Here is an 11557-nt window from a genome sequence, read left to right on the forward strand (position 1 = left end):
CGCCACCCGAACCCGGGGTGTGGCGTGGCCCGGCGGGCCGGTGCGGGCGGGGGCGGGGCGGTGGCCGTCGCGGGGCGGCGCGTCGGTGGCGGCGGCAAGGGCCCGGCGCGCGGTGGCGGGCGGGGGGAGTGTGGGGAATCGCTGGACCGGAAGGCGCGGGTCACCGCAGGCTTGCGGGCATGAACGACTTCTCCCCTTCCGTCTCACGGACCTCAACGGCCTCTTCCGGTGCGCTCGCCGCCGGAGGCACCCCCGGAGCGCTCGCGTGGTACGCGCGGCCCGCCGCCCGAGGCTGGACCTGTTCCCCCGCGCCGGTCGCCGCGCGCGCCTTCCACGCCGCACTGTCCGGCTACGCCCCCACGCGCCTGGTCGAACTGCCCGCCCTCGCAGTCGAGTTGGGCGTAGGTCGTGTCTTCGTCAAGGACGAGTCGGCGCGCCTCGGGCTCCCCGCGTTCAAGGCGCTCGGCGCGTCCTGGGCGCTGCACCGCGTCCTGGCCGAACGAGCGGACGCGACGGGTGAGCCGAACACGGCCGCTGGGGCGGGAGGGTCGGCTACGACGGGTGCCGCCGCGAACGGGTCGGGTGCGGCGAACGGGTCGGGTGTCGTGGACGGGGCGGGCGCGGCGGGTGGCGCGGGCGCGGGGCGCGCGGCGGGCGAACCCGTCACGTTCGTCACCGCCACCGACGGCAACCACGGTCGGGCCGTCGCGCGGCTGGCCCGGCTTCTCGGGCAGCGGGCCCACGTCTTCACCTCGCACGGCGTGCATCCCGCCGCCGTAGCCGCCATCGCCGCCGAGGGCGCGCGCGTCACCCGGGTGGCCGGGCCGTACGACCAGGCCGTACGCGCGGCGGCCGAGGCCGTAACCGCCGGCGCCCCGGACGCGGGCACGGCTGGGCATGCGACGGCCGGCGTCCCGGAGACCGGCGCGGGCACGGTGGCCGCCGCCCCGGATACGCGCACGGGGCGGAGTGCGGCGGCCGGCGCGGTGGCTGGCGCCCCGGGGGCGGGCACGGGCGCGTCGGGCGCTGGCGTGGGGGCCGGCGCGGGCGCGTCCGGGGCCGACACGGGAAACGGTGCGGGCGCGGAGGGTGGTGTCGTGGGGGTTGGCGTGGAGGCGGCGGCCGTCCTCGTCCAGGACAGTGGGTGGCCCGGTTACGAGCGGATTCCCGGGTGGATCGTCGAGGGGTACGCCACCCTGTTCGCGGAGGTGGACGACCAGTTGGCGGCGGCCGGTGGCGGCGGGCCGGACCTGGTGGTCGTCCCGGTGGGTGTGGGCTCGCTCGCCCAGGCCGCCGTCACCCACTACCGGGCCGCGCCGGCCACCGACGCCGTGACCCCCGGCCCGGGCGCGCGGGCCGGTACCGCCGTGCTGGCCGTCGAGCCCGAGGCGGCGGCGTGCGTGCTGGCGAGCCTGCGCCGGCGCGAGCGGGTCAGCATCGACACCGGCGAGACCGCCATGGCCGGCCTCAACTGCGGCACCCCCTCCAGCCTCGCCTGGCCCGTGCTGCGGGACGGGTTGGACGCGGCGGTGGCCGTCACGGAGGCACAGGGCGCGCGGGCGGCGGGCGACCTCGCCACGCTCGGCGTCTCCGCCGGGCCGTGCGGCGCCGCCTCACTCGCCGGCGTACGGGCCGCGCTCACCGGCGCGGGAGCGGCCGACCGACGCGCGGAGCTGGGCCTCGGCCCCGCGTCCACCGTCGTCCTGCTCAACACCGAGGGCACCGAGGCCAACCCACACGGCCCCACCTCGCCACACTGACCACACCCCCGGCCGGACCGCCCTCCGGCCATCCGGCCGCGCCCCCGCCCCGGCCGGCCCCCCGGTCGGGGCGGCGCCGGCCGCGCCGTACGCGCCCCCGGCCGCCCGCCGCGAGGGCGCGTACGACAGGCCGGCGCTCCCGTCCGTCACCGCCTCCCTGCCCGTCACCGCCTCCCTACGCCCGCGAACGCTCTGCCGGCCACCCGCTCGTCACCGCCTCGGCCGCGCCCCCGGGCAGCCCCCGGCCTTCGGGACGTCCCCGGCTCCGGCGGCAGCGTGCTAGCGGTCCAGGACCAGCAGCACCTGGCCCGGTTTCAGCGAGTGTTCCGGGCCGGGGGTGGGCACCAGGCGGAAGCCGCACCGCTCCAGCAAGCGCACGGACGCGACGTTGCTCGCGAACGGGTCGGCGTACAGCGGGCGGTGGGGCACCAGGTCGAGGTAGCGGGCGAGGGCGCGGGTGCCCAGACCCCGGCCCCAGAAGGGGCGGCCGAACCAGTAGCCGACCAGGTGGCGGCCCTCGTCCTCCCAGCTCACGATGTTGCCCGCGACCTCGCCGTCGGCCAGCACCGTCTGTGTGAACGTCGTCGGGTCGCTCAGCACCCGGTTCTCCCAGTGCGTCATGAACCGCTCCCGCTCCCGGGAGGGGAAGTGGGCCCGCCGCGCCGCCTCCTGGTCCTGCTCGAAGGCGAAGAACACCTCCAGGTCCGCTCGCTCGACGTCGCGCAGGCCCACGTCACCGATCCGCGTCGCGGCCCCGTCGCCCCCACCCCGGATGGCGTTCGCACTGGTCATCGTTGAACTCCTCGCATCGATCGGCGTGCGGGTCCGCCCTTCGGCGACCACCGCTTCGGAGTCTCGCACCCCCCTCTGACAATCACCCCGACCACCGACCTCCCGCGAGGCCCCGCACGCGGGGCCCCACCCGCCACCGCCCGACCCGACGCGGGGCCGGCCCGCCAGGCCCGACGGCCACGCCAGCCCCGCCCGAGGCCCACCGCCCCGGCCCCGCGCGAGACCCCCCGGGGGGTGCCCCGCGGACCGAGCCCCCCACCGGCTCCGCTAACCCAGCTCAGCCGGCCGGATGTTGTGGTTGAGGCGGAACAGGTTGCGCGGGTCGTACACCGCCTTGAGCGCGCGCAACCGCGCGTGGTCCGTGGCGTCGTACGCGCTTCGCACCAGCTCCTCGGCCGCGTCCGCCACCGCCCCCGCGCCGTCGACCGGCGTCCCCGCGCCCCCGGCCGCGCCCCGCGCGCGCTCCCCGCTCGCGCCCATGAACGTCAGCGAGCGGCCGACGGTGCTGGGCGCGGCGGCGCCGAGCAGGCGCCCGTGGACGGGGCGCAGGACATCCGTGGTCAGCGGGCCGCGCAGGGGCGACAGGACGCCGAGCAGGTACGCCGCCTCGCGCAGGCCGACCGCGTTCGGGGTGGGGCCGCGCCGGGCCAGCGCCCCGCCCAGGTGGCGCACCTCCACGATGCACGGCACGCCGCCCGGCCGGGTCACGTCGAGGATCGCCTCCAGCGTCGGCTCGGTCAGCTCGTCGAGCAGCACGGTGTCCCCGTCGTAGGGCATCGGGTTGTCCGGCTCCTGGAAGATGCTGGCGCACGCGGTGTACGGCATCTCGGCCAGCGTGTCGATCAGCCGGGGGCCCACCGCGCGCAACGGCGCCACCAGGCGCTCGCCCTCCTCGGCGGTCCCGGTGTACGCCACCCGTACGTGCACGACCAGCCGGCCGCGCAGCGGCTCGGGCAGGGCCGGCACGTCGGGCGCCGGGAACAGGGCGATGGACGACGTCAGTTCCTCGGGCAGGTCGGCCGTCCAGTCCCGGTAGGCGCGCAGGACGTCGGCGCCCTGGGTGGCCCCGTCGAAGTAGAGGCCGCCGCCGTAGAGCCGGGCCACGGGGAAGAGTTCGATCTCCACCCGGGTGACGACGCCGAAGTTGTCCCGGCCGCCGAGCAGCGCCCAGAACAGGTCGGGCTCGCTCGTGGGCGTGACCCGGCGCGGCGTCGCGTCGGGCGTGACCACCTCGATGGCGCGGACCCGGTCGGCGGCGAAGCCGTGGCTGCGGGCGAGCAGGGGGACGCCGCCGCCCAGGAGGTAGCCGACGACGCCGACGTGCGGGGCCGAGCCGTTCAGCGGCGCGAGGCCGTGCCGCGCGGCCTCGGCGACGACCTCGCCCCAGCGGACGCCGGCCCCGATCCACGCGGTCGCGGCGGCCGGGTCCACGCTGACGCCGCCCAGGCCACGGGTGGTGATCAACACGCCGTCGGCGCTGGCGACCGCTTGGCCGTGCCCGGTCGACTGGACCGCGACCGGCAGCCCGCGCGCGCCCGCGAAGGCCACCACGGTCGCCACGTCCGTCGCGTCCGCGACGCCGGCGACCAGCGCCGGCCGGTGCTGGACGGCGCTGTTGAAGGTGGCGCGCCCCGCGTCGTACCCCGCGTCACCCGGCCGGAAGAGATCCCCCTTGAGCCGGGCGGCCAGCGCGTCCAGCGCCGTGTCGAGCGTGCCCGCCCCGAACTCCTCGGCCAGCGGGCCCGGCGCGCTCCACCGCGCGTCGCGGCCCAGCCAGGCCGCCAACTCCTCGTACGCCGTGGCCCCTTCGGGCGCCGACAGCGCGGGCCCGAACGGCACCCCCGCGCCCCGCCGCGCGGCCGGCAGCAGCTGGCGGGCCGTCCCCAACGTGAACTCGGCCAACTCCTCGTCCAGCGCCCGCCCGTCCCCCAGGGCACGCGCCAGGTCCCACGCGTGGGCGACGACGTCCAGCACATGGGCCGCCAGCACCTGCCGCCCCGGCACCTCGCCCCACGGCATCCGCACGGGCGCCGCGAGCGCCGCGCCGTCGGCCCAGGCGGCCAAGAGTTCGGCCCGCGCCCCCGCGTACGCCGCGGCCCATCCGTCGTCCGGCACCTCGACCCCGGCGCCCTCCCGCCCGCTCAGGCCCTCGGGCGCGCCGCCCCCGCCCGCCGCCCCGCCGGCGCTCGCCGCGCGCCCCAGCCCGGCCGCGCCGCGCGTGCCCGCCACCACGTGCCCGACCAGCGCGCGTACGTCGAAGCCGGTACACGGCGTGGGCGCCTCCCACCGCCCCGGGCCCACGGCCTCGATCAGGGCGGCCAGCTGGTCGGCGGCGCGCTCGTAGTGCGCGCGGGGATCCACCTGGGTGTTCGCTGTGCTCACGTGGGCTCTCTCCGTTCGGTCGGGGGCGGTTGGCCCGTGCCGGCGGCGCCGGACACGGGGGCGGCACGGCACGGCGCACCGCGAACCGGCGCGCCGGCGACGTACCGCCGACCCATGACGGAGGCTTCCGCCCTAACGTGACACGTGCCGTCAGGTTTTCCCGACCGGACTGCGAGGATCGGCGGATGAAGTCGGACCGCCTGCTGTCGATCCTGCTGCTCCTCCAGACCCGCCGCCGGGTCCCGGCCGCCGAACTGGCCGAGCGGCTGGAGGTGTCGGTACGCACCATCTACCGCGACGTCGAGTCACTGTCCGCCGCCGGCGTCCCGGTCTACGCCGAACGCGGCCGACACGGCGGCATCGCCCTGCTCCCCGGCTACCGGACCGACGTCACCGGGCTCACCTCGCACGAGGCCCGAGCGCTGTTCGCGCTGACCGCGCCGGGCGGCCACAGCGCGCTGGGCCTGGACGGGGCGTTGCGCTCCGCGCTGCGCAAGGTCATGGTCGCGCTGCCCGCCCCGCACCGGCCCGCCGCCGAACTCGCCAGCCGGCGCATCCTCATCGACCCGGACGGCTGGCTGACCGGGCCACGCCCCGCCGTCGACCTGGCCGCGCTGGAGACGGCCGTGTTCACCGACCGCCGACTGCGCCTGCGCTACCGGCACAGCGGCGCCACACACCCGCGCACCTACACCGTCGACCCCTACGGGCTCGTCGCCAAGGCGGGCACCTGGTACCTGGTGGCCGACCGGGGCGAGGCCCCGCGCCTGTTCCGCGCCGACCGCGTCGTCGCCGCGACCGTCACCGACGAACCGATGCGCCGCCGGCCCGGCGTGGAACTCGCCGACGCGTGGGAGTCGCTGCGGCGTGACGTCGAGGAGCGCCCGGTGGCGATCCGCGTACGGGCCAGGGTGCGGCGTACGCGGCTGGACATGTTCGTCCGCATCGTCGGCTCACTGCTGGCCACCCGGGTCGAGGTGCTGCCCGCCCCCGTGGACGCGACGGACGGCGACCCGGCCCGCGAGGGGGGCGACGGGACGGCGGACGCCCGGGCGTGGGCGGAGGTCGAGATCGGCTACGCCGTGCTGGGCGCGACCCGCCAACTCCTCCAGTTCGGCGCCGACGTGGAAGTCATCGACCCGCCGACGGTCCGCGGGGAACTGGCCGCCGCGGCGGCGGAGATCGTCGCCCGCTACGCCACGGGGGCGAGTGAGGTCGACGGGTCGGCGAGTTGAGGCGTTCGGGGTGGCCGGGGGCGGGGCGGGCCCCGTCGCGGCGGGTTGCCGGGTTGGGCCGCCGGGGTGTTCGGGAGCGACGCCCTCGCGAGCGCGGGAGGGGGCGGCCGTCGCTGGGTGGTGGGGTCGGCCGGGGCACGAGCGGGGGCGGTTCTCGGGGCCGGGCGGTGGGCTGGCGGACGCGACCGGCGGCTGGGCCGGCCGCCGTCCCTGAAGGCCGGGGTGGGGCCGGGGCCGGGCGGTCGTGACCCAAGGTCGGGGCGGGGTCGGCCCGGCTGGCCCGCCGCGCGGGGAGGGTCTCGCGCGCGGGCGTGCCCGGATCGGTGACTCCGAGGTAAGCACTCACTTTTTTGTACGTACTTGTCGGGCCGGCGCGGCCGGGAGAGTCTGATGGGGCGCGCCCGGCACCGACCCGTGGCCCCGGTCCACCCGGGCCGTGACCGCACCCGGCACGGCGAGCGCATCCCCCCCGCGCCCCCCACGACGCGCACACCCACCCAGCAACACGAGCACCGGCCAGCACAGCACCAGCACCAGCACCAGCCACGACCCGGCGAGTTCGGTGCCCCGGCCCCGTAGCGCCGGTCGCGCACCCGACACCACGACCGCCCCCACCATCCGAGGAGCCCCGTGTACCCACGCCGTACGACGCGGCAGCCATGCCGTACGACACGATCCCCGCACGTCAGCGCCGCATGGCGGCCGACGCGTCGGACCTGAGGACCACCGCGCGCGGGCCCGTCGGCCGCCGTCGGGTGGGCCGGCTGTGCGGAGCCGGCCCACCCGGGGCCGGGCCCGAACCACGCCGCCGCCCCGGAGCGCACCGGCCGAGCGCTCGCCGACTCTCCGTCGAGACGTGGCAGGTTGTCGCGGGGCGAGGCGGATTAGGAGGCAGCCGCGTGTCGCTCGGCGCCGGGGTAGTCGATGCCGAGGCCCACCATGCGGCGCGTGCCCCAGGCGCCGAGCGGGCCCAGCGCGGCGTTGAGCTCCCTGCCCGCCGTGGTCAGTGAGTACTCCACCTTCGGCGGCACCTCGTCGTACACCTCACGGTGCACGACGCCGTCCGACTCCAGCTCCCTGAGCTGCTGGGCGAGCACCTTCTCGCTGATGCCCGGCAGCAGCCGCTTGGTCTCGCCGAAGCGTCGTGGCGCTTCGTGGAGGGCCCACAGGATCAGGACCTTCCACTTGCCGTCGATGACGTCGACGGCGGCGTCGAGGCCGCACACGTACGGCCGGTTCTTCTTCGTCAGCGGTTGTTCGCTCATCCCCACCTCACCGTGGCCCGTTCCTGGCGCAACGCGTGCCGGGTCCGCGCTGTTCCGGCCGGGCGCACCATCCTCGTCCCCCTCGCGGGACCAACGCACCCATTCCGGTACGCAACCGCGCGGGACCGCGACCGCCGCGTGCCCCCGCCCACCCGCCAGCCCGCTCCCGCCCGCCCCCGCCGACATCCCGCTCATCCGGACACCACCCGCCTCCACGAACTCGCCAACCCAGCACGGCGTTCGGCGCGCCGCACCCACCCCTCAACCCCGACCGACCCGCCGTCCATCCCGAACCGCCCGTACCGCCGCCGAGCGGCACCGTCCCAGCACACCCACGCCTCACCCAAGGAGCCCGCCATGACCTCGACGCCCGCGACGCCCGAACCCGCCACGGACGCCTCCCCCCGTACCGCCGCCCCCGTGACCGTGCTCGGGCTCGGGCCGATGGGGCGGGCGCTGGCCTCGACGTTCGTCGCGGCCGGCCACCCCACCACGGTGTGGAACCGCACCGCGGGCAAGGCCGACGAACTGGTCGCGCGGGGCGCGACGCTCGCGGAGACCCCGGCCGCGGCCGTCGCGGCCAGCGAACTGGTGGTCATCTGCGTGATCGACTACGACGCCTCGGACAGCATCCTGGAGGCCGCGGGCACCGCCGTCGAGGGCCGCACGCTGGTGAACCTCACCGCCGACTCGCCCGACCGCGCCCGCACCGCGGCGACCTGGGCCGCCGAGCGGGGCGCCGACTACCTCGACGGCACGATCCTCACCCCGACCGTCACCATCGGCACGCCGAACGCGGTCTTCCTGTTCAGCGGCCCCGAGGCGCTGTACGAGCGGCACCGCGAGACACTGGCCAGCCTCGGCGGCTCGGCCACCTACCAGGGCACCGACCACGGCCGGGCCGCGGCGTACGACGTGGCGTTGCTGGACTTCTTCTGGACCTCGGTCAGCGGCCTGCTGCACGCGTTCGCGCTGGCGAGGAAGGAGGACATCACGGCCCGCGAGCTGGCCCCGTTCGCGCGCGGGATCTTCGACATCCTGCCGCCCATCCTGGACCTGCTCGCGGGCAACGTGGACGACGGCGTCTACCCCGGCGACGACTCGCACATCATCTCGGTCGCGGCCGGCATCGACCACGTCATCCACGCCGCCGACGACCGGGACCTCGACACCGGGGTGCTGCGCGCCGCGCGCGCGGTGGCCCAGCGGGCCATCGACGAGGGCCACGGCACCGACGGCATCGAGCGACTCACCGAGGTGCTGGGCCGCACGGGCAAGTAGCCGAACGCCGGCGGCGGTTCGGCGGGTCCCCGCCCGCCGGCCACGCGCGGCGGATCGGCGGGTAGCGGAACGGGGCGCCCGGTCGCGGCGACGGCCGGGCGCCCACGCGCGGCGCGACCCACCGGCCAACCAGGCCCGCGCGGGCCGGGGTTCGAGCGTGTGGCCGAAGCGGCCCGGTGCGGACCAGCCCTGACCCCGGACCCTGACCCGACCCCGGCCCCCGAACCCGAACCCGAACCCGGCCCCCGACTCCACTCCCGGCCCCGACCCTGGCTCTCACTCAGACCAGGCCGCACCCTCACTCCGGCTCCGGCTCCCACTCCGACTCGTGTCCGGTTGGTCAGGGCTCCGGTGCCCGGGGGGCGCGGCGCGTACCGGAGTGGCAGGTGGCCGAGCGGCAGCCGGGGGCGGGCTGTTCACGCGAGGTCCGCGCGGCCGGCGCGGGCCGCTCGGCGCGCGGGGTGAGCGGGGTCTGGTACCAGCGGCTCATGAACGCCACGGCGGGCCTCCTGTGGTCACGGTCGGGCGGCGGCGATGCGGGGGCGTGGGGGCGGAGGGAGTGCGGTGCGAGGTGGGGGTGGGGGTGGCGCGGGCGGGTCGGCGGGGCGGGGGAGCCCCGGGCCGCCCGCGCCACGTACGGGATGGCCGACGCGCTACCCCGCGTACGGGTGGTCCTTCTTCGCCTCGCGCAGCGCGCGGCCCCACCAGACGAGCTGGTCGAACAGCGCCTTGGCGGCGGCGTTCGGCGCCTCCGGACTCTTCAGCCCGCCGTCCTGGTCGAAGAGTTGGCCGGCCATGGTGAAGCTGACGGTCTCGCGGACGGTGACCGAGTGCAGCTCGGCGAAGACCCCCCGCAGGTGTTCCACGGCGCGCAACCCGCCGGAGACCCCGCCGTACGAGACGAACCCGACCGGCTTGGCCTGCCACTCCGCGTGGTGCCAGTCGATGGCGTTCTTCAGCGAGGCCGGGTAGCTGTGGTTGTACTCCGGGGTCACCACGAGGAAGGCGTCCGCCGCCGCCAGGCCGGGGGTCAGCTTGGCCAGCTCGGCCGTCGCCTCCGGGCCGGGGGACTGGCCGTACGCGGGCATCGCGGTGGGCAGCGCGATCTCGGCGAGGTCGATGACGTCGAGCTCCAGGCCACCGTGCTGGCGGGCCCGCTCGGTGATCCAGTCCGCGACGACGGGGGCGAAGCGGCCACCACGGTTGCTGCCGATGATGATGGCCAGGCGGATGGTGGTGTCGGACATGAGGTCTCCTCGGAAGGCGGGTGGGCGAGGGGGCGTACGGCCGGCGTCGGCGCGGGCCGTACGGTCACGGCACGGGCCCCGACAGCGCGGCCGTGCCTCGGCCCGGAGCGGGGTGACCGCCGCCCTCGGGCCGATACACAAAGCCTCCGACTTAAACGTTGGTTGAAGTCAAGCTACGGTGAGCGGCATGACCCAACTCTCCAAGAACCGCTACGAACTCACCGTCGGCGAACTCTCCGAACGCAGTGGCGTGCCCGCCTCCGCGCTGCGCTTCTACGAGCGGCAGGGGCTCATCAGCAGCCGACGTACCAGCGGGAACCAGCGCCGGTTCGCCCGGGACACGCTGCGCCGGGTCGCCTTCGTCCGGGTCTCGCAGCGCGTGGGCATCCCGCTGGCGACCATCCGCGACGTACTGGGCCTGCTCCCCGAGGAACGCACGCCCGACCGCGACGACTGGGCGCGGGTCTCCCAGTGCTGGCAGGCGGATCTCAACGGGCGCATCCGCCAGTTGGAGCAGCTCCGCGACCACCTGACCGACTGCATCGGCTGCGGCTGCCTGTCCATCGACCGCTGCGCGCTGGCCAACCCGTACGACCGACTCGGCGCCGAGGGCAACGGCCCCCGCCGACTGCTGACGGCCGCGACCGACGACACCACCCCCGCCGAGGGAACCGACCCGACCAGGTCGCCCCAGCACGCGACCGCCGCCCCCCGACGCGCACCGGCCCGCCGCACGACCCCCGCCACCACCCCCGAGTACGACTGCGGCACGGGCTGCGAGAGCGTGTGCGACTGCGCCACGGGCTGCGAGAGCGTGTGCTGACCCCTCCCCGCCACCACCGGAGAAGCCCACACCGGGCCGGCAGCGGGCCTCGTCGCCTCGTCGCCTCGCGGCGGGCCACCTGGTAGTGCTGCGGCCTTGCGACGGACCGGCCGGTGCCGGGCCGTGTGGCGGCGGGCTGCTTGGTGTCGGTGCGGCCCCGCATCGGGTGCGGCCCGCTGTCGGTGCCATCTCGCGTTGACGCGGCCCCGCGTCGGGCCGGCCGGTGCCGGGCTCCCTGGTGTCGGTGCGGCCCCGCGGCGAGTTGCCCGATATCGGTGTGGCCACGCGTTGGCACCGCCCCGCGTTGACGCGGCCCCGCGTCGGGCCGGTTGGGGAGAGGCCGACGGGCGCCGGCCCGGTGAGCGCCGGCCCAGCGGGGCCCAGCCCGCCCCGCGACCGACGTGCCCGGGAGGTGGTCCGGCTCCGGTACGCGCGAGCCTGCGAGGCCACCTCGCTCCGGCAGCGGCCCGCCTGGGAAGCCGCTTCGCTCTCTGGCAGGCGCCCGCCCCGCTCCGGCGGCGCTCCGCCCGGGGATGGGCGCCGCCGCGACAGGGCCCCGCTCGGGAGCCCGCCACGCTCCGGGAGGCACCCGGGTGGGAGGCCGCCCCGCCTCGGTAACGGCCCACCCCGGGGAGGCACCTCGGTGCGGTAGGTGCCCGTGGAGAGGGCCACTCCGTTCCGACCGGCGCCACTCGGGGGGGGGACACTCCGCCCCGTAAAGCACCCGCCAGGAAGCCCACCCCGCTCCGGCGGACCCCCGTCCGGACCGCCA

At 77.0% G+C, this 11557-nt stretch carries 9 protein-coding genes; 4 read left to right on the forward strand and 5 right to left on the reverse strand.

The features are described 5' to 3' along the window. Positions 1-179: 179 nt before the first annotated feature. Positions 180-1760, forward strand: a complete 1581-nt coding sequence (locus tag ACFVFR_RS24370; RefSeq protein WP_383705189.1) for a pyridoxal-phosphate dependent enzyme — start codon at positions 180-182, stop codon at positions 1758-1760. Positions 1761-2039: 279 nt separating this feature from the next. Here ACFVFR_RS24370 and ACFVFR_RS24375 read toward each other — a convergent pair whose 3' ends face one another. Together ACFVFR_RS24375 and ACFVFR_RS24380 are read right to left on the reverse strand one after the other, a co-directional pair. After that, entirely contained in the window at positions 2040-2552 is a 513-nt protein-coding gene (locus ACFVFR_RS24375) for a GNAT family N-acetyltransferase (RefSeq protein WP_383705191.1), read from the reverse strand. A gap of 267 nt (positions 2553-2819) precedes the next feature. Continuing rightward, positions 2820-4934, reverse strand: coding sequence for a TIGR03086 family metal-binding protein (locus tag ACFVFR_RS24380; RefSeq protein ID WP_383705193.1), 2115 nt, complete (start codon positions 4932-4934; stop codon positions 2820-2822). A 185-nt stretch (positions 4935-5119) separates the two neighbouring features. Between ACFVFR_RS24380 and ACFVFR_RS24385 the strand changes: the two genes are divergently transcribed. After that, positions 5120-6169 (forward strand): helix-turn-helix transcriptional regulator, encoded by a 1050-nt coding sequence (locus tag ACFVFR_RS24385; RefSeq protein WP_383705195.1) that lies wholly within the window; start codon positions 5120-5122, stop codon positions 6167-6169. A gap of 884 nt (positions 6170-7053) precedes the next feature. On the opposite strand, the gene ACFVFR_RS24390 is transcribed toward ACFVFR_RS24385, so the two are convergent. Then, positions 7054-7434, reverse strand: a complete 381-nt coding sequence (locus ACFVFR_RS24390) for a winged helix-turn-helix transcriptional regulator (protein ID WP_383705198.1) — start codon at positions 7432-7434, stop codon at positions 7054-7056. 357 nt (positions 7435-7791) lie between these two features. Here ACFVFR_RS24390 and ACFVFR_RS24395 point away from each other — a divergent pair, with 357 nt between their 5' ends. After that, positions 7792-8715: an NAD(P)-dependent oxidoreductase gene (locus tag ACFVFR_RS24395; RefSeq protein ID WP_383705200.1), complete on the forward strand. Its 924-nt coding sequence runs from the start codon at positions 7792-7794 to the stop codon at positions 8713-8715. 340 nt (positions 8716-9055) lie between these two features. On the opposite strand, the gene ACFVFR_RS24400 is transcribed toward ACFVFR_RS24395, so the two are convergent. Both ACFVFR_RS24400 and ACFVFR_RS24405 read right to left on the reverse strand, forming a co-directional pair. Continuing rightward, positions 9056-9214 (reverse strand): hypothetical protein, encoded by a 159-nt coding sequence (locus ACFVFR_RS24400; protein ID WP_383705203.1) that lies wholly within the window; start codon positions 9212-9214, stop codon positions 9056-9058. A 154-nt stretch (positions 9215-9368) separates the two neighbouring features. After that, the gene (locus ACFVFR_RS24405; RefSeq protein WP_383705205.1) at positions 9369-9962 is read right to left on the reverse strand and encodes an NADPH-dependent FMN reductase; all 594 of its coding nucleotides are present in this window, start codon (positions 9960-9962) and stop codon (positions 9369-9371) included. 187 nt (positions 9963-10149) lie between these two features. On the opposite strand from ACFVFR_RS24405, the gene soxR reads away from it, so the two are divergent. Next, positions 10150-10785 carry a redox-sensitive transcriptional activator SoxR gene (gene soxR / locus ACFVFR_RS24410; RefSeq protein WP_383705207.1) on the forward strand — a complete coding sequence of 212 codons (636 nt, stop codon included), beginning with the start codon at positions 10150-10152 and terminating at the stop codon, positions 10783-10785. The last annotated feature ends 772 nt before the right edge of the window (positions 10786-11557 follow it).

This window comes from Streptomyces sp. NPDC057702 (assembly GCF_042799315.1).
Classification (GTDB): Bacteria; Actinomycetota; Actinomycetes; order Streptomycetales; family Streptomycetaceae; genus Streptomyces.